Source organism: Streptomyces sp. NPDC020917, assembly GCF_044333795.1.
GTDB lineage: Bacteria > Actinomycetota > Actinomycetes > Streptomycetales > Streptomycetaceae > Actinacidiphila.
The window spans coordinates 61,555-78,911 of sequence record NZ_JBIRRR010000005.1; the positions used below are offsets into that span (position 1 = coordinate 61,555).

The 17,357-nt window shown below is 74.3% G+C and carries 16 protein-coding genes; 10 read left to right on the forward strand and 6 right to left on the reverse strand.

Features of this window, described 5'->3' with window-relative positions:
* Window positions 1-102: 102 nt before the first annotated feature.
* Genes ACH4TG_RS12555 through ACH4TG_RS12570 form a run of 4 tightly spaced genes read left to right on the forward strand, consistent with a single transcriptional unit; the run spans window position 103 to window position 2,442 of the window.
* The gene (locus ACH4TG_RS12555; RefSeq protein WP_398242194.1) at window positions 103-1,029 is read left to right on the forward strand and encodes a LysR family transcriptional regulator; all 927 of its coding nucleotides are present in this window, start codon (window positions 103-105) and stop codon (window positions 1,027-1,029) included.
* Window positions 1,030-1,060: 31 nt separating this feature from the next.
* Window positions 1,061-1,960, forward strand: a complete 900-nt coding sequence (locus ACH4TG_RS12560; protein ID WP_398242195.1) for an MOSC domain-containing protein — start codon at window positions 1,061-1,063, stop codon at window positions 1,958-1,960.
* 54 nt (window positions 1,961-2,014) lie between these two features.
* A complete protein-coding gene (rpmG, locus tag ACH4TG_RS12565; RefSeq protein ID WP_398242196.1) occupies window positions 2,015-2,179 on the forward strand; it encodes a 50S ribosomal protein L33 in 165 nt (54 codons plus the stop codon).
* A gap of 5 nt (window positions 2,180-2,184) precedes the next feature.
* A complete protein-coding gene (locus tag ACH4TG_RS12570) occupies window positions 2,185-2,442 on the forward strand; it encodes a type B 50S ribosomal protein L31 (RefSeq protein WP_398242197.1) in 258 nt (85 codons plus the stop codon).
* Between the two features lie 123 nt (window positions 2,443-2,565).
* Here ACH4TG_RS12570 and ACH4TG_RS12575 read toward each other — a convergent pair whose 3' ends face one another.
* Window positions 2,566-3,123, reverse strand: coding sequence for a pyridoxamine 5'-phosphate oxidase family protein (locus ACH4TG_RS12575; protein WP_398242198.1), 558 nt, complete (start codon window positions 3,121-3,123; stop codon window positions 2,566-2,568).
* A 315-nt stretch (window positions 3,124-3,438) separates the two neighbouring features.
* On the opposite strand from ACH4TG_RS12575, the gene ACH4TG_RS12580 reads away from it, so the two are divergent.
* The 4 genes from ACH4TG_RS12580 to ACH4TG_RS12595 all read left to right on the forward strand — a co-directional run bounded on the left by ACH4TG_RS12580 (window position 3,439) and on the right by ACH4TG_RS12595 (window position 8,358).
* Window positions 3,439-3,780, forward strand: coding sequence for a DMT family transporter (locus ACH4TG_RS12580; RefSeq protein ID WP_398242199.1), 342 nt, complete (start codon window positions 3,439-3,441; stop codon window positions 3,778-3,780).
* A gap of 411 nt (window positions 3,781-4,191) precedes the next feature.
* Entirely contained in the window at window positions 4,192-6,483 is a 2,292-nt protein-coding gene (locus tag ACH4TG_RS12585; RefSeq protein WP_398242200.1) for a glycosyl hydrolase family 18 protein, read from the forward strand.
* A 166-nt stretch (window positions 6,484-6,649) separates the two neighbouring features.
* Entirely contained in the window at window positions 6,650-7,372 is a 723-nt protein-coding gene (locus ACH4TG_RS12590) for a VOC family protein (RefSeq protein WP_398242201.1), read from the forward strand.
* A gap of 113 nt (window positions 7,373-7,485) precedes the next feature.
* On the forward strand, window positions 7,486-8,358 hold the full coding sequence (locus tag ACH4TG_RS12595; RefSeq protein WP_398242202.1) for an alpha/beta fold hydrolase: 873 nt from the start codon (window positions 7,486-7,488) through the stop codon (window positions 8,356-8,358).
* Window positions 8,359-8,595: 237 nt separating this feature from the next.
* Here the strand turns inward: ACH4TG_RS12595 and ACH4TG_RS12600 are convergent, their stop codons facing one another.
* The 4 genes from ACH4TG_RS12600 to ACH4TG_RS12615 all read right to left on the reverse strand — a co-directional run bounded on the left by ACH4TG_RS12600 (window position 8,596) and on the right by ACH4TG_RS12615 (window position 14,873).
* On the reverse strand, window positions 8,596-9,879 hold the full coding sequence (locus ACH4TG_RS12600) for a S8 family serine peptidase (protein WP_398242203.1): 1,284 nt from the start codon (window positions 9,877-9,879) through the stop codon (window positions 8,596-8,598).
* A gap of 119 nt (window positions 9,880-9,998) precedes the next feature.
* Complete coding sequence (locus ACH4TG_RS12605; protein WP_398242204.1) at window positions 9,999-12,326, reverse strand: hypothetical protein; 2,328 nt, start codon at window positions 12,324-12,326, stop codon at window positions 9,999-10,001.
* A gap of 190 nt (window positions 12,327-12,516) precedes the next feature.
* Entirely contained in the window at window positions 12,517-13,434 is a 918-nt protein-coding gene (locus ACH4TG_RS12610) for a dihydrodipicolinate synthase family protein (protein ID WP_398242205.1), read from the reverse strand.
* Complete coding sequence (locus ACH4TG_RS12615) at window positions 13,434-14,873, reverse strand: sialate:H+ symport family MFS transporter (protein WP_398242206.1); 1,440 nt, start codon at window positions 14,871-14,873, stop codon at window positions 13,434-13,436. The genes ACH4TG_RS12610 and ACH4TG_RS12615 overlap by 1 nt, the downstream gene beginning before the upstream one ends.
* An 84-nt stretch (window positions 14,874-14,957) precedes the next feature.
* On the opposite strand from ACH4TG_RS12615, the gene ACH4TG_RS12620 reads away from it, so the two are divergent.
* Window positions 14,958-15,692, forward strand: a complete 735-nt coding sequence (locus ACH4TG_RS12620) for a FadR/GntR family transcriptional regulator (RefSeq protein WP_398242207.1) — start codon at window positions 14,958-14,960, stop codon at window positions 15,690-15,692.
* A 45-nt stretch (window positions 15,693-15,737) separates the two neighbouring features.
* Here ACH4TG_RS12620 and ACH4TG_RS12625 read toward each other — a convergent pair whose 3' ends face one another.
* Window positions 15,738-16,148: a nuclear transport factor 2 family protein gene (locus ACH4TG_RS12625; RefSeq protein WP_398242208.1), complete on the reverse strand. Its 411-nt coding sequence runs from the start codon at window positions 16,146-16,148 to the stop codon at window positions 15,738-15,740.
* A 229-nt stretch (window positions 16,149-16,377) separates the two neighbouring features.
* Between ACH4TG_RS12625 and ACH4TG_RS12630 the strand changes: the two genes are divergently transcribed.
* Window positions 16,378-17,334 (forward strand): helix-turn-helix domain-containing protein, encoded by a 957-nt coding sequence (locus ACH4TG_RS12630; protein WP_398242209.1) that lies wholly within the window; start codon window positions 16,378-16,380, stop codon window positions 17,332-17,334.
* Window positions 17,335-17,357: the final 23 nt, after the last annotated feature.

The following is a 17,357-nucleotide window of genomic DNA, read 5'->3' on the forward strand; positions in this document are numbered from 1 at the left end:
GATCCGAGATGATGGTTATCTGCAGCGGAGATAGCCGACGAGGCGGCCGCGGAAACTGAGGCGGGAGCGGCCGTCGCCGTCGGGAGACCCGGGAGGATGGCCATGGACCTGCGCCAGATGGAGGTCGTCGTCGCGGTCGCCGAGGAGGGCGGCTTCAGCGCCGCGGCCCGGCGGCTGCACGTCGTGCAGTCGGCGGTCTCGGGGACGGTCCGCAGCCTGGAGCGCGAGCTGGGCGCGCCGCTGTTCCTGCGCACCACCCATCACGTGTCGCCGACGCCCGCCGGCCGGGCCTTCCTGCCGGCGGCGCGTGCGGCGCTGCGCGCGGCCGAGGAGGCGCGGGCCGCGGTCGCACTCGCCCAGGGCGAGCTGCGCGGCGAGATCACCATCGGCGTGATGCAGGGGCTCTACACCGGTCTCGCCGAGGCGCTGGCGGAGTTCCACCGCGAGCACCCGGGCGTCGTGGTCCGGCTGCGCCAGGCACCGGCCGGCGAGCTGCCGCAGGCCCTGCGCGACGGCGCCGTGGACGTGGCCGTGGCGGCGCTCGACACGCCCCTGCCGCGCAGCCTCACCACCCGGTTGTTCTCCCGCGAGGAGATGGTCCTGGCCTCGGCGCCGGGCACGGACTCGGGCCTGGCGGGCCCCGCGGTCCCGGTGACGCTCGCGGAGGTCGCCGCCATGCCCCTGGTGGACTTCTCCCCGGGCTGGGCGATCCGGCACGCGGTGGACCGCGCGTTCCGCGCCGCGTCCCTCGCCCGCACCGTCACCCTGGAGGTCAACGACCTGCTGGCCGCCGCCGACCTGGTCCGCCACGGACTCGGCGTGTGCGTCCTGCCCCCTTCGGTGGCCGCCCGTTTCCCCGAACTGCCGGTGCGGCCGTTCGCCGCGCAGGCCCCCGCCTGGGCGATCCGCATCGTCCACCCCCGCGGCGAGGTCCACCCCGCCGTCACCGCGCTCCTGCGGCACATGAAGCCGCCGCGGCGGCCCGGTGCGGGCCGGGTGCCCGAGGGGCGCGAGGATACGCGGAGTTGACAGCCCGCACGCCCGAGGAGAGAGGGAGGGCATGGCCCACGTCGTCGAGTTGGTGACCTATCCCGTCAAGGGGTGCGCCGGAGTGGCGCTGCGCACCTCGCCGGTGACACCGGCCGGTCTGGCGCACGACCGCTGTTTCATGGTCGTCAGCGACGAGGGGGTCTTCCGCACCCAGCGCCGCGATCCCCGGCTGGCCGTGGTCCGGCCCGGCGTCGGCGAGGACGGTGCGCGGCTCGCCCTGCGCGCGCCGGGCGCCGGGGAGCTGGAGATCGCCGTGGACACCGCGGGCACCCGGCGCCCGGTCGACCTGTTCGGCGCGGGCTTCCAGGGCATCGACCAGGGCGACGAGGCGGCCGCCTGGTTCTCCGAGCTGCTCGGCGCGCCCAGCCGCCTCGTGCGCGTGCCGCCGGAGCACGACCGGGTGACCGACGGCAGGATCCCCGGAACCTCCGGTTACGCCGACAGCTGCGCGCTGCACGTCCTGTCCCGCGCCAGCCTGGACCTGCTCAACCGGAAGCTGGCCGAGCGCGGAGCGCCGCCGCTGCCGATGAACCGCTTCCGCCCCAACCTCGTGGTCGACGGCTGGGACGAGCCGCACACCGAGGACCGGGCGCACGCGATCAGCGTCGGCAGCGCCGAGGCCGCGTACGCGAAGCTCGCCATCCGCTGCGCGGTGACGCTGGTCGCGCAGGAGTCCGGGGCGAAGGCCGGGCCCGAGCCGCTGCGTACGCTCGCCGGCTACCGGCGGGCCGCCGACGGCGGGGTCGCCTTCGGCACGAAGCTCGCGGTCGTGCGCCCCGGGCGGGTCCGCGTCGGCGACGAGGTCACCGTGACGGCGTGGGGCGAGTCCGAGCTGCGGCCGCCGCGGCGCGTGGTGGCGCCCCGGCGGCCGGGCACGGCGCCGGTCACCGGCGGAGCCGGAGAAATGTGACCCACCTCATATCAGCGTGGAAATGAAAACCAGAGTCGTCTTGTTGCTGAGGACATGGCACGCAACGACATCCGCCCGATCATCCAGCTCCGGTCCACGGCAGGGACCGGGTACACCTATGCGACCCGCAAGAGCCGCCGCAACGACCCGGATCGTCTTACCCTGCGTAAGTACGACCCCCGTGCCGGGCGGCACGTAGAGTTCCGAGAGGAGCGCTGACCGTTATGAAGTCCGGAATCCACCCCGACTACCACCCGGTCGTCTTCCGGGACCGGGCCGGCGACTTCGCCTTCCTCACCCGGTCCACCCTCACCAGTGAGCGGACCGTCGACTGGGAGGACGGCAACACCTACCCGGTGATCGACGTCGAGATCTCCTCCGCGAGCCACCCGTTCTACACGGGCAGCCAGCGCGTGGTGGACACCGCCGGCCGTGTGGAGCGCTTCCAGCGCCGGTACGGCGGCGGCAAGAACAAGAAGTAGCACCACGGCCGGATCGGTCACCGGTCCGGACCGCGAGGCGGGGTGGGACGAGCGTGATGCTCGTCCCACCCCGCCTTTGGTGCGCTCGGAGCCTCACGCGGGGAGGTGCGCGCGGCGTGACTTTTAGAAGGTCCACCGGGTGTGGGAGTAGACGCCCTGCTCGCGACCGAACCCGTACGCGGTCGCCGGCGCCAGCGCGAACACCGCGACGCCGCCCTGGCGGATCCCGTCGCTGATGCCGTGGAAGGTGCCCTCGGACGAGGTGATGTGCGGCCCGTACTTCGCCTCGTAGGCGGCGATCATGTTCTCCAGGACGGCCGGATCGGCCACCTTCTCGGCCCGGCCCTCGACGATGACGTCCATGCCCTCGGTGAGGGAGTTCCGCCCGGTGGTCAGGGCGCAGTGCGCGTCATGGGCCAGGTTCTTCGCCTTCTGCTCCGTCGGGCCGGTGGAGAAGTACAGCACCCCGTCGTGCTGGGCGGCGATCACGGGGGTGACGTGCAGCCGGCCGTCGTCCCGCACCGTGGACAGCCAGAAGATCTCGGCGGCGTCCAGCAGCCGCAGGGCCTCGGACCACTCGGTGGCGGTGACCTTGTCGGCACCCGGCCGCGGATTGAGCGCGGAGCTGTAGCGGGCGTCGAGTTCGGTGACGGGTTGCCGCGCGGAACCCTGAATCGTCATGGTGGTTCTCCTTCCTCTCCCCCTAACGACACCCGGTCCGCCCGGAACTCATCGCTGTTTCCGCAACGGAGTACCCGGGTGGCGGAACCGGCCCGCGGGACGGCGGCAGTTGACGCCGTCCCCCGCTCGGCGGTGGGGGACGGTCCGCGGTGCTTCTCCGGGTGCCGGCGGGAGGCGGCGGGGCGCCATCCGCGCGGCGTCGCGGCCGGTGGAAGCCGGGTGCCTCGCCGTGGGTAGGGTCGGTGGCGCCGATCTTCCGCTGCCGAGCGTGAGCCGGCCCCGGACAGGGGCCCGGGCGCCGCCGCGGGACGCCCCATGCTCAGGAGGAGCCGACCGATGCCGTACCTGCTGCTGGCCCTCGCCATCGCCGCCGAGGTCGCCGCGACCACCTGCCTCAAGCTCACCCACGGCTTCAGCAGGCTCCTGCCGACGGTCGGCGTCACCATCGGCTACATCCTGTCCTTCGTCCTCCTCGGCTGGGCCCTGAAGCACATCCCGGTCTCCCTGGCCTACGCCGTCTGGTCCGGCGCCGGCACGGTCGCGGTGGCCATCATCGGCTACACCGCCTTCGGCGAGACCCTGGGCCGCATCCAGTGGGTCGGCATCGCCCTGGTCGTCGCCGGCGTCGTCGCCCTCAACCTCCGCAGCACCACCTGACGGTGTCGGGTCTCGGATCCACGCGTAGGTGGTGTCGTCCATGAGCGGGAGGAGCGAGTGGGCGGCGTCGAGCGGGGCGCGGGGGGATGTCAGGGCGGCGATGGGGGCCGGAGGGAAGAGGGACTTGCCCGCCGTGTCCCGGCAGGGGATCCAGGCGAGGTGACCGGGGCCGGCGGTGTCGTCGTGTTCGACGGTGCGAAGCCTGGCGCGGGCCGCGCGTGGTCCAGGGCGGGACAGGTCGTCAGCCCTGCCGGGATGGGCGGGAACCGCGAAATTGGTCTACACCAGCTTTCGCCGGATCGGGTTCGCGGCCTTGACGGGGCCTATTGGTCCAGTCCAATCTGCCGTACCGCGGCACTGCCCGAACCCCGCTGACCATGCCCTGTCGGACCCCACTCCGGAGGATCAGCCATGCCAGAGAGCGAAGCGAGAGTCAGAGCCACCGCACCGCGCGGTCCGTCGGCGCGCGGCCGGCGCGCCCGGCGCGGCGGCGCGCTCACCGTGGCCGCAGCCCTCGTCGCGGCCGCGGCCGCGCTGACCGCCTCCCCCGGCCGTGCCTCCGCCGCGGACGTCCAGCTCCTGGCCGACCCCGGATTCGAGACGGGGACGCTCGGCAGTTGGACGTGCGCCGGCAGCGGTGCGGTCGCGGGTTCCCCCGTGCACTCCGGGTCCTACGCGCTGGTGGGCACCGCCACCGCCTCCGACACCGCGCAGTGCCAGCAGACGGTGGCCGTGCAGCCCAACACCTCGTACACGCTGGCGGGTTGGGTCCAGGGCAGTTACGTCTACCTGGGCGCCACCGGAACCGGCGTCAACGCCAGCACCTGGGCACCGAGCGCCACGTCCTGGACGCAGCTGTCCACGACGTTCAAGACCGGCGCGGGCACCACGTCGGTCACGGTGTTCACGCACGGCTGGTACGGCCAGGGCGCCTACCACGCGGACGACCTCAGCCTCACCGGTCCTGACGGCGGCGGCACGACCCCGCCGACCACTCCCCCCACGACCCCGCCGACGACGCCCCCCACCACTCCCCCGACCACCCCGCCCACCACGCCGCCGACGTCCCCGGGCGGGCCCACCGGCGACGGCAAGATCACCACGCCCACCGGGCTGACCGCGACCAAGGTGACCGGTGGCGCCGTCGTGCTCAGCTGGGCCAAGTCCACCGACAAGTCGCAGAACGGCGACGTCGCCGCGTACAAGGTGTACTCCGGCGGCCAGATCGTGGCCACCTCGATGGGGGCCACGGTCGCGGTCACCTCGCTGCTGCCGAGCACCGCGTACACCTTCGCCGTCCAGGCCTACGACCGGTCCGGGCACGCGTCGGCCACGCTGTCCGACCCGGTCACCGCCACGACCTCGGCCGCACCCGCCGCGCACCCGTTCCGCTCGGCCTACTTCGACCAGTGGGGCATCTACGAGAACGCCTACTACCCCAAGCAGATCGGCGCCACCGGGGCGGCCGCCAAGCTGGACGTGGTGACCTACGCGTTCGAGAACGTCCACCCGAGCACCCACCAGTGCTTCGAGGCGATCAAGGCGTCCGACGCCGGCAACGAGGACGACCCGAACGCCGGTGACGGCGCGGGCGACGCCTACGCCGACTACCAGGCCGACGTGGCCGCGGGCGACAGCGTCGACGGCACCGCGGACGTCTACGAGCAGCCCCTGAAGGGCAACTTCAACCAGCTGCGCGCGCTCAAGGCCAAGTACCCCAACCTGCGCCTGACCGTGTCCCTCGGCGGCTGGACCTACTCCAAGTACTTCTCCGACGCGGCGGCCACCGACGCCTCCCGCAAGGCGTTCGTCTCCTCCTGCATCGACATGTTCCTCAAGGGGAACCTGCCGGCCAACGTGCAGGGCGACCCGTCCGGCGGGACCGCGTCCGCCGCCGGGCTCTTCGACGGCGTGGACATCGACTGGGAGTACCCCGGGTCCCCCGGCGGGCACACCGGCAACCACTACTCCGCCGCCGACAAGGCGAACTTCACCCTGCTCCTCCAGGAGTTCCGCACCCAGCTCGACGCCTACGGCGCCACCGTCGGCAAGCACTTCCTGCTGACCGCGGCGCTGCCCAGCGGCCAGGACAAGATCGCCTACCTGGAGACCGACAAGATCGGCGCCTACCTGGACTACGCCGACGTCATGACGTACGACATGCACGGCTCCTGGGACGCCACCGGCCCCACCAACCACCAGGACCCGCTGCACGACAGCCCCGCCGACCCGACGGCCCCCATCACGCCCGGCGACGCGAAGTACAACGTCGACACCGCGGTCACCGCGTACACCGCCGGCCTGCCCGCCTACGGCATCCCCGGCGGATTCCCGGCCTCCAAGCTCGTCCTCGGCGTGCCGTTCTACTGGCGTGGCTGGACCGGCGTGCCGGCCGGCGGGGACTACGGCCTGTACCAGGCCGCCACCGGCCCGACGCCGGCGAAGGCCCTCAGCCAGGAGGCCGGGCTCGCGGCCTGGAAGGAGCTGGCCCCCACGGCGGCGAACACCCACTGGGACCCGGTGACGGAGAGCTCCTGGATCTACGACGGCACCAACTTCTGGACCGGTGACACCCCGCAGGCGATCCAGGCCCGCGCCGCGTACGCCAAGGCCAGGGACCTGGCGGGCATGTTCGCCTTCTCCCTGGAGAACGACGACGCCTCGGGGACGCTGGTGAACACCATGGCCGACAGCCTCGGCTGACCCGTTCGCGCGCCCGGCGCACCCGCGGGCCGCCCGGTTCACCGGAACCGGGCGGCCCGCGGAAATGCTTTGCGGCCCGGGCGGAGCCGGCCCTAACCTCGGGCATCCGGGGGCGTGATGGCGCGTCCCCTCGGCTTCGAGCACTGGATCGGAGGTGTGGAGCGGGATGACCTCTGACCTCCTCGCGCTCTGCTTCGATGCGAACGACCATGCCCGGGTGGCCGGCTTCTGGGCCGGGTTCCTCGGGTGGGAGACGGTCGAGGATCCGCGCGGCGGCCTCGCACTGCTGCCCGCCGACGACACCGGGTTCCGGCTCCGCTTCGTGCCCAGCCAGGAGCCGAAGATCCGGCAGAACCAGATCCACTTCGACCTGACGAGCCAGTCCCCCGAAGAGCAGCAGCAGTCGGTGGAACGGGCGCTCGCCCTCGGCGGCCGGCACATCGACGTCGGGCAGAAGCCGGAGGAGGGGCACGTGGTGCTCGCCGACCCGGAGGGCAACGAGTTCTGCGTCATCGAGGCGGGCAACAACTTCCTCGCCGACTGCCCGTTCATCGGCGCGCTGTCCTGCGACGGTTCTCAGGCGGTCGGCTACTTCTGGAGCAAGGCGCTGGACTGGCCGCTGGTCTGGGACCAGGACCAGGAGACCGCGATCCGCTCCCCGCACGGCGGCCCCAAGGTCACCTGGGGCGGGCCGCCCGTGGCGGCCAAGACCGGCAGGAACCGGCTGCACTTCGATCTCGCGCCGCCCGCCGGCGAGGACCTGCAGGCGGAGGTCGACCGCCTCGTGGCCCTCGGCGCGACACGCCTCGGCAGCGGCCCGGCCGACACCGCGCAGGTGGTCATGGCCGACCCCGACGGCAACGAGTTCTGCGTGGTCCCCTCCGCCTAGGGGCGGGCGCGCGTCGCCCGGCCGGAGCACGCGGCGGGCGGCGCGTCGCGGCGTTCGGGGCGTTCCGGTGGAAACCGCGCCCGCGGGACCCCGGTGAGGCGTACGTTGCGGCCATGACGATCCTGCACCTGGCCGACGGGCGGTCGCTGGAGTACCTGGTGGCCGGCCCCGAGGACGGGACACCGCTGGTGCTGCACAACGGAACCCCGTCGGCGGCCCTGCTCTTCACGCCGATGGTCGAGGCCGCCGCGCGGCACGGGCTGCGGATGGTGGTGTACAGCCGGCCCGGATACGGCCGGTCGTCGCCGTTGCCCGGCCGCCGGGTCGCCGCGGTGGCCGACGACGTCACCGCCGTCCTGGACGACCTGGGCGCCGACCGTTTCGTGACCGCGGGCTGGTCCGGCGGCGGGCCGCACGCGCTGGCGTGCGCGGCGCTGCTGCCCGTCCGCTGCGCGGCCGCCACGTCGGTGGCGGGCGTCGCGCCCCGCGCCGCGGAGGGCCTCGACTGGCTCGACGGCATGGGCGCGGAGAACGTCGAGGAGTTCGGGGCGGCCGCGGCCGGCGAGGGCCCGCTGACCTCGTACCTGGACACCCAGGTCCCAGGCCTTGCGGAGGTGCGGGCCGGTGAGGTCGCCGCCGCGCTGGGCGACCTGGTGTCCGACGTGGACCGCCGCGCGCTCACCGCCGAGTTCGCCGAGTACACCGCCGCCCTGTTCCGTGCGGCCGTGTCCGGCGGCGCGGCCGGGTGGCGGGACGACGACCTGGCCTTCGTCACCGACTGGGGCTTCGACCTGAACGCGGTCAAGTCACCGGTGTCGGTGTGGCAGGGCGGCGAGGACCGGATGGTGCCGTTCGCCCACGGCCGCTGGCTGGCCCGCCGCATCCCCGGCGCCTCCGTCCACCTCGAACCGGGCGAGGGCCATCTGTCCCTGATGCTCAACGCGTTCGACGCGATCGTCGCCGAACTGGCGGCCTACCTGGACTGAGCCCGTGCCGGTCCGCTCGCCGGTCCCCGGCATCCGGTGGCGGCCGCCCACGTGGTGGGCGGGGTCCTCGGGATCCCGGCCGGCGCGTCGCCGCCCGAAGGGGTGCCGGTCAGCCTCGGCTTCGGCCTGCTCGGCCCCGGCCGGCGCTCCCGGCGCGGGGCACCTCGTGGACCCGCCCCGGCAGGGGTTCCTGCCGGGGCGGGCCGCGGGCGCAAGTGCCCGGCGAAGTGCGGGGCGTCAGAAGGCGGTGATGCCCCGGGGTGTGCCGTTGCCGGTCGGGCCGTCGTAGCCCGGCACGGCGTTGCACTGGTAGTCGCCGCCGCAGTCCGGGCCGTTGGCGCCGCCGACCACGTCGTTGAGGTCCGCGGCGTGCGCGTAGAAGTACGACGCGTCCGGGTAGCGGCCGGGGTTGCCGGCCAGGCCGATCACTCCGGCCAGGAACGGCGAGGCGGCGCTGGTGCCGCCCACGATGGTCCAGCCCGGGTCGAGGGCGGCGGGCGCGAGGTGGCCGCCTCCCCCGCCGCTCCGTGCGCTGTAGTACACGGCCGGGCCGGTCAGCGGGTCGGCGACGGCCGAGACGTCGGCGGTCATCCGGCCGGGGCAGTTCTCGTCGGTCTGCCAGGCGGGTTTGTCGACCCAGGCCGAGCACCCGCTGCCCGCGCGGGCCCACGCGGTCTCGCTCCACCCGCGCGGGTCGGCGGACCGGGTCAGGGAGGTGCCGCCGACGGCGATGACGCTCGGGTAGACCGCGGGGGCGCTGGGGATGGTGTAACCGCTGTCGCCGGACGACGCGAGGATCGCGACCCCGGGGTGGGCGTAGTCGGCCGCGTGCGCGGCGATGCCGTGGTACTCGGTGATGCCGTAGCTGTTGGACACCTCCGTCGCGCCGAGGGCGACGGCGGTGTCGACCGACGCGGCGAGGTCGGCGTCCAGGGCCGAGTCGGCGCCGACCAGCAGGATGCGGCAGGACGGGCAGGCCGCGGACACCATGTCGAGGTCGAGTGCGATCTCCATCCCCCAGCCCACGTCAGGGAGTTGGTCCGTGCTCTGCCCGTCCTGGCCGACCTGCCGGAAGCAGCCGTCGGCGGTGGTGCAAGGCGGCAGGCCGTAGGTGGCCCGGTAGACCGCCAGGTCGGCCTCGGCGGCCGGGTAGCCGCCGGCGTCGACGATCGCCACGGTCTGGTCCTGCCCGCCGTCGGCGGGCAGCCGGTAGGCCGATCGCAGGTCCGCCGGACCCAGGCCGTCGGGCAGGTCGCCGTCCGACGCGTGCCGGGCTGCCGGGCCGCGCAGTCCGGTGCCGCCGTGCACGTCGGTGCGGGCCTGGGCCAGGCAGCGCGCGAATCCGGGCGCTGCCCGGCCGCACACGTCGACGGTGGTGGCAGGGGCGTGTGCCGTGGCGGGCGCGTCCGGTGCGGAGGGCGCGGCCTGGGCGGTGGCCGGCAGCAGCGCGCCGAGCGCCGCGGCCGTTGCGATCAGGGCGACGGCCAGGCGCCGCGTGCCCGTTGTCCGTTCTCGTGCCATGGGAAGGTCTCCTGTCTGCGCGGGCCCGCAGAGCCGGGCCCGCGCGAGGGACGTCGTGAGGCGTGATGTGGGGTCCGGGGAGGCGTGTGCCGCCTCGCCCGGTGTGCCGCGGGCCGCTGTCAGTGGCCGTGGGCCGGCGCCGCCGCGATGGTGTAGGCGTCGGTGACGGTCTGCGTGACCGATCCGCCGAGCGTGTCCTTCGCGGTGACCTGCAGCATCGGTGAAGTGCCCGCCGCCGAGGCGGGGTTGTCCCACCGCGCCGCGTAGTGGCCGTGCGCGCCGGAGACGGACGCGCGGTGCCAGGTCGTTCCGCCGTCGAAGGACACCCGCACCTCCAGCGAGGTGATCGGCGCGGTCGAGCCCTTGCCGTCGTAGGTGAGGTGGCCGACGGTCACCGCCATCGCCTGCACCGGTGAACTGCTGGTGTTCGCCGGGTCGGTGGCCAGGTCGTAGTGGAGGTCGAGGGCCGGCAGGATCTGGCAGGGCGTCCCGTCGGCGCCGCCCTGGCAGGCCTGGGTCGGTGGCAGGGCGCTGCCCGGGTCGGGGACGGCGGGGCTGTGGACGGTCAGGTCGGTGACGGTGTGGGTGGACTGGCTGACGCCGGGATCGCCGCCGGAGTCGGTGGTGAGCACCACCCGGTAGGTGGCGGCGCCGGTCGGCACGCCGGTGAGGACGGCGCTCGGGTAGCCGTTCTCGGCCACCAACTGCCCGTCCACGTAGGCGGTGAGGGTCGAGGGCTGGAACGAGAAGCCGAGGTGGTCGGGGGTGCTGTCGCCCAGCGTCTCGTAGCCGAGCAGGGCCACCGGGCCCGCGGTGCACATGAGGCAGGTGTAGTCGTAGCCGTCGGTGTGGTGCACGCCCAGGGTCGGGGCGAGTGGCCCGTGGAGCCAGTCGACGTCGTAGGTGGCGCCGCCCGCGAAGGCGCGGGCCTCCCCGTGGATCATGCCCGTGGAGGCGCTGACCGTCTCGGACCAGGTGCTGCCCGGGTAGGTCTGGACGTACTCGGTGAGGCGCTGCGGGAGCGTCAGGAAGGTGTAGCCGGAGACCTCCTCGGTGCCCGGCAGGTAGCCGCTGTCGAACGGGCCGGCCAGCAGGGACGCGCCGGGATCGGCCGCGGGGTCGGCGGAGAAGCGGTGGTGCACGGTCGCCAGGAGGCGGGGGTCCGCGGTGTACGCCTGGTCGGCGTCGATGTGGTCGGCGCTGAACGCCAGGTCGTAGCGGTACGCGTCGGCGGGGTCGGTGGCGACGGTGTCGAACCGCGCGCGGAACTGCGCGCGGCCGACGGACGGCGCCGCGGCGGGCGCCATCTCGAAGGCGGCGTCGCTCCAGCTCTCCACGCCCAGGCCGACGGCGGACTGCCCGGTCGCGTCGACGCGTTCGAGGTCCAGGGCGGTGACCTCGCGCACCGAGGGCCGGGGGGTGTGCAGGCTGACGGACGCCGTCGCGGTCCGCGCGTCGAGGGCGACCGCGGCGGCGCCGGTGTCGGGCACGGTGACGTCCATCTGCGTCACCTGGCGCAGGTCGGTCAGATGGCCGTCCTCGTCCCAGGTCGGGAAGATCGTGGCGACGGTGTAGTCGCCGGCCGGTACGGCGACCCGGCCGATTCCGCCGGCGATCGGCACGTCCGCGGCCTCGCGCGCGATCGCGTCGTTGTTCACCACGATCGCGTCGCCGTCGGCCGGGGCGCCGAGCGCGTCGGTGGAGGTGAGCTGCAGGATGTGCAGCGGGTAGTGCGGGGTGACGGCAGCCGCCGTGGGGGCGCCCACCACGGCCAGGGACGTCAGACCGCCGAACAGCGGCGTGCTGCCGGGCTTGCGCCCCGCGGCCACGTCCGCGCCGATGCGCTGCCGCAGCGCGCGGGCGAACGACGCACCGGAGCCCGGGTCCAGGTATCCCTGCGCGGTGGAGCCGGTCACCGACGTCAGGGTGACGCCGGGCGGTGCGGTCGGGGAGGTGCCCGCGGTGAACGCGAGCGTGACGGGTATGCGGGCCCCGGCCTGGACGTCCGGGCGGGCGGCCGCCGGGTCCCCGGTTCGCGTCTGCGCGGCGCCGACGGACCGGGCGTCGCGGGCCAGCGCCGTCACGTCGAACAGCGAGGCGTCGAGCCCCCTCCCGAGGAACGGCAGGGCGTCGATCGGCACCACGTAGTGGTCCGCGCCGGCGCCCAGCTCCCACGAGACGACGCCGTCGTCCCCGGGTCCCGCGGGTTGCAGCAGGTACGACGCGGGCCCACTGCCGTGGCCGGTGACCGTCACCTTCTGCCCGGTCACCAGTGTCACCGAGGCGGCGTCCGCCACGGCGGTGGACCGCGCCTCGGCGGCGGGCGCTGCCGGCGCCGCGTCGGCGCTCGCCGCACCGGGTAAGGCGGCGGCCGTCGCCGCCGCGACCAGCCCCACCAGCAGCCCCCTGGAGGTGCGGCCGCGGGTCGTGCGTCTGGGAATCGTCACTGCGTCCTCCTGAAACGGTGGCGGCCCACCGCAGGAACGGAGGGCCGCACGGGAAGTCCCACCCCTAACAACTCCCGTTCACCGCCGTCAGGTTGACACCGGACACGCATCGGCCCAGACGCCGCCGCCCCGCCGCCCGGCCGGCGCGTGACACCACCCGGGGCGGAGCAGGCGCGCCGGGCCGGGCGCCTCAGGCCACGCGGGTCAGGCCCGCGGCCTCGACCAGGGCGGCGACCCGGCGCGCCTCGTCGGGGGTGAGCGGCAGCAGCGGGTCCTGCGTGCGGGCGTTTGCGATGACGCCGCGGGCGGCCAGCGCCGCCTTGAACGCCCCCAGCGCCGCGGAGATCCGGCCCACCCGGCCCGGGTCGGCGACCGCGATGATGCCGAAGAGGGCGGCCAGCCGCCGCTGTTCCGCGCGGGCGGCGGCGAAGTCCCCGGTCCGGGCCGCGTCGTAGAGCCGGACGTAGCCGTGCGGGTCGACGTTGCCGAGGCCGGGCACGATCCCGTCCGCGCCGCGGGCCATCGCCAGGTCGGCGAGCGTCTCCGACCCGGTGAGGCAGGCCGCGCCGCTGCCTGCGGCGCCGTCGAGGGCCTTCTGGAAGCCCTCCAGGTCGCCGGAGGAGTCCTTGACGGCCGCGATCACCTTCGCCTGCGCCAGCTCCCCGACCACCGCGGGCGGCAGCTTGAAGCCGACGTTCGCCGGGATGTCGTAGGCGACGACGGGCAGTTCGAGCGCCGCGTGCAGCGTCTCGTAGTGGGCCCGCACCTCCGCGTCCCCCACCCCGACGTAGAACGGCGCGGTGACCACCACCGCGTCCGCGCCCAGCGCCTGGGCCCGGCGCGCGTGCCGCAGCACCCGCCGGGTGCCGGTGTCGATGGCGCCGGCCAGCACCGGCACCTGCCCGGCGGCGGTGGCGACCACCGTCCGCAGCGCGGTGTCCCGGTCCTCATCGGTGAGTTGGGCGACCTCCCCGGTCGAGCCGCCGACGAACAGGCCGTGCACGCCCGCGTCGAGCAGGAAGCCGGTGAGGCGCTCCAGCGACGCGGTGTCCACCTCCCCGTCGTCGGTCAGCGGGGTGCACAGGGGCGGGATGACTCCGTGGAACATCAGACCTTCTCGGTGATGACGGGGATGGGGCTGGGGTGGCCGTCGCGCCGCGCGTCCGCCGCCCGCTGCACGCGCGCCGGCACGTCGAACGCGATGAGCAGCACGAGCAGGGCGGTGACCGCCAGCGACAGCACGGAGATCGCGGTGCCGAGGCTGAGCGGCTTGGCCAGTTTGGCGCCGAGCACGGGTGCGGCGGCGCCGCCGAGGGCGCCGACGTTGTAGCTGAACCCGAGGGCGGCGGCGCGCAGTTCGACGGGGTAGTGGTCGCTGACGTACTTCGGCAGCACACCCGAGGCGCCCGAACTGGTGCCGACCAGCAGGAACAGCAGCAGCCACAGGGCGGTGGTGTGGCCCTCGCCGAGAGCGAAGACCGGGTAGACGAAGAACAGCGAGGCCACCAGCATCGCGATGTACGCGCGCCGGGTGCCGAACCGGTCGCCGAGGTAGCCGACCAGGACGCTGCCGACGGCGTACCCGAAGCCCGCGTACAGCAGCGCGTCGGACACCTGCGCGGGGTCGTAGTGCAGGTCGGTCTTCAGGTACGTGGGCAGCAGCGACTGCAGCGGCCATGAGTACAGGAAGGCGCAGAAGACGGTGACCATCAGCGCCACCACGACGGGCCACAGGCGCTGGGCGAACCCCACCGCGAGCACCACGAAGCAGGCGGCGATGACGGCGACCAGCGCCAGCGTGACGGCGAGCGACTCGCCGCGCAGCACCACCAGCAGGGCGACGGCGGCGACCACGCACACCGGCAGGTTCCACAGCTTGGCGCGCCCGGCGAACAGCCGCGCGGTGGCGCTGACCTGTGGCCGCCCGGACTTCCTGGCCTGCTGCCACTCGGCCGCCTCCGGCAGTCGCCGGCGCAGGTAGATCGCCAGCACCACCGGCAGCACCCCGATCCAGAACAGCACCCGCCAGCTGGTGTGGGGCACCACCCAGGCGTAGGTCTTGGCCGCGAGCACGCTGCCCAGCGGGTAGCCGGACAGCAGCATGCCGCTGGCGGTGTTGCGTATCCGCTGCGGCCAGCTCTCGATGATGTAGGTGGCGCTGGCGCTGTACTCGCCGGCCATGCCGAGGCCGACGACCATCCGGAACGCGAACAGCGACCAGTAGTTCCAGGCGAAACCGCACAGCACCGAGCCGAGCGCGTACAGGCAGATGCTGAGCACCATGGCCGGGCGCCGGCCCAGCCGGTCGCCGAGCGCGCCCAGCGCCAGGCCGCCGAACCAGCGGGAGACGAAGGCCGCGGAGACGAGGGTCGCCGCCCGGACCGTGGACAGGTGGAAGTCCTTGCCGATCTCGGTGAGGACCAGCGTGATCAGGACGAAGTCGAAGCCGTCCATGCCGTACCCGAGCCAGGCGGCGCTGAACGCCTTCCAGTCCTGCCGGGCCAGCGTGGCGCGCCACCGCAGCGGCGGTGCTGGGGAGTTGCTCATGGGGCTCGCATCCTCGGGAGCAGGTGACCGGGCACATAGGACGTAGGACGTCCAACGTCCTACTGGGGCGGTAACCTAAACTCCATGCCAGCCCAGCGCAAGCCCCCTGCCGCGGTGTCGGAGATTCCGGAGAGGTTGCGGCGCCCGACGGTCCAGGACCGGATCGTCGACCTGGTGGTGGAGATGGACCTCGACCCGGGCGATCCGCTGCCCCCCGAGCCGGAGCTGATGCGCACGCTCGGTGTCAGCCGCAACTCGGTGCGTGAGGCCCTCAAGGGCCTCCAGGCCCTGGGCATCGTGGACGTCCGGCACGGCTACGGCACGTACGTCGGCAGCGGCGCGCTGCGCTCGCTGGAGCCGGGGCTGCTGTTCCACTCGCGGCTCGGGGTGCGGCGCGAGAACCCGCGGGCGCTGCTGGACATCGTCGAGGTCCGGGCGCTGCTGGAAAGCGGGCTGGTCCGCCGGGCGGCCCGCGAGCTGGAGCGCGCCGACCTCGACCGGCTGCACGAGGAGCTGGCAGCGCTCGCCGCGGACGGCGACGCGGGCCGCGCCGGCCACGACCGGCGCTTCCACGAACTGCTCTACGAACCGCTGGGCAACGTCCTCGCCCTCCAGCTCATCGCCCTGTTCTGGGACGTGTACCGGCAGCTGGAGGCCGACATGGCCAAGCCGCGCACCGACCACGCGCACGTGGTGCGGCAGCACCGGCAGGTGCTGGAGGCCCTGGAGGCCCGCGACCCGGACGCCGCGGCGGCCTCCCTCGCCGAGCACTTCGCCGACGTCACGGCCCGCATCGACCAGTGGGCGGCGGCCCGCTGAGCCACGGCCCGCCGGCCGGTCCGGCAGCCCGCGCGTCCTTCCCCGCTAGTGGTGGGCCCCGGGGTCGAAGCCCTCGGGAGCCTGGTCGAGGAAGGCGCTGACGGAGGCGATGCGGCCGTCGGGGGCGAACACGAGGACGTCGGTGCCGGCGGCGAAGACGGGCTTGCCTCCGGCCTCGATCTCCCACATCAGCCGGGCGCGGCCGTGCAGGATCTGCGCCTCGGCCCGCGGGCGGAACGCCACGTCGCCCATGTGCCCGGCGAACTCGTCGCGGAAGGCCGCCAGCTCCGACGGCCCGCTGAGAACGCCGATCAGCGCGTAGTACGTGACGTCGTCCGTGAACGCCTCGGCTGCCAGGCGCCGCTGCTCCTGCGGCGTCGCGGCGTTCCAGAAGCGCACATAGCTCTCCACTGCCGCCCGCTGCTCGGTCGGGGCCTGCGCGGTGGTCTCGGTCATGGCCGGTTTCCTTTCGTGGCTGGGTGCTCCGGCGCCGGTGGTCCGGCGCGGAGGGTGCGGTCCGCTCGGGCCGCTCGGGCCGCTCGGGCCGCTCGGGCCGCTCGGGTGCGTGCCGCTCGGTCCGCTCGTCCGCTCGGCCCGCGAGTGAGACTGTGCGGCGGGCGCCCGTCCGGTGTCGATGACCTCTGAGGTCATTGCCACCGCGCACCGGGTGGTCCAGCCTCGGAGCATGGTCGACGACGAGCCCGTGGGAATGCTGGTGCGGCGCTGGCGCGAACGCCGCCACCGCTCGCAACTGGACGTCGCCGTGGCGGCGAACCTGTCGACACGGCACCTGAGTTGCATCGAGACCGGACGGGCCAGGCCGAGCCGGACCATGATCGAGCGGCTCTGCGACGAGCTGGAGGTGCCGCTGCGGGAACGCAACGCCCTCCATCTCGCGGCCGGCTTCGCCCCCGCCCACCCGGAGCGGCCGCTCGCCGGGCTGGGCGCGGCCGGCGACGCGGTGCACGCCGTGCTCTCCGGCCACGAGCCCAATCCGGCGATGGCCGTCAACGTGCGGTGGGAGCTGCTCGCCGCCAACCGTGCGGCCGCCGCGTTCCTGGAGGGTCTGCCTCCGGCCCTGTGCACGCCGCCGCTCAACGTCCTGCGGGCCACCCTGCATCCCGACGGGCTCGCCCGGCGGATCCTCAACCGGGCGCAGTGGCACGCCCACGTCCTGCGCCGCGTCCGCCGCCAGCTCGCCCGGACCGGCGCCGCGGGCCTGGCCGACCTGCTCGCCGAACTCGAGTCGTACCCGGTCGCGGAGGACGGCGCCCCCGGCGGCACGGGCAACGGCGCGGGCATGGGCGACGGCAGCGGCATGCGGCCGGTCAACGACCTGGCGATGCCCCTGCGGCTGGCGACCGGCCAGGGCGAGCTGGCCCTGCTCTACACCACGACGGTCTTCGGCTCCCCGCGCGACGTGACCCTGGACGAGATCGCCCTGGAGACCTTCTTCCCGGCCGACGCCGCCACCGCCGAACTGCTCCGCTCCCTCTCCCCCGCGACGTCCCCCGTGCCGCCGCCGGCAACGCCTCCCGCACCGGCGGCCGCCGGCGTCCCCTGCCCGCGGCCCTGCTGCGCTCCCGGCACAGGGGTGTCGCACGCCGGGGGCGACGGGCCGCCCGTGGCAGTCTCTCCCTGAGCACCGCGCGGCCGAGCGACCGC